This is a genomic window from Pseudoalteromonas byunsanensis, from assembly GCF_001854475.1.
Classification (GTDB): domain Bacteria; phylum Pseudomonadota; class Gammaproteobacteria; order Enterobacterales; family Alteromonadaceae; genus Pseudoalteromonas; species Pseudoalteromonas byunsanensis.
The window spans coordinates 728-1000 of sequence record NZ_MNAN01000004.1 but is presented as its reverse complement, the minus strand read 5'-3'; the positions used below and the strand labels follow the sequence as shown (position 1 = coordinate 1000).

Sequence of the window (273 nt, the reverse complement as noted above, 5' to 3'; positions counted from 1 at the left end):
CCCCCAATTCAGTGACCATATCAAATGGCAAAGAATTCTCAGCTTCTAATGCACCTCCAAAACCTTGCACACTGAACATCACTTGATAAATCGGATGTCTTGCGCGGTCTCGCTCTACCTCTAACAGCTCAACCACGTTCTCAAATGGCAACTCTTGATGGACCTTGGCACCGCTTACCACCTCATGTACTTGTGCAATGAAGTTCTCTAAGCTCTGCGTTTGCTCAACTTGCGTGCGAAGCGCTAAGGAGTTAACAAAAAAGCCGACCAAGG

At 47.3% G+C, this 273-nt stretch carries 1 protein-coding gene; it reads right to left on the bottom strand.

The features are described 5' to 3' along the window. On the bottom strand, positions 1 to 273 hold a 273-nt coding region (locus BIW53_RS00035), incomplete at both ends, for a condensation domain-containing protein (RefSeq protein ID WP_139158748.1).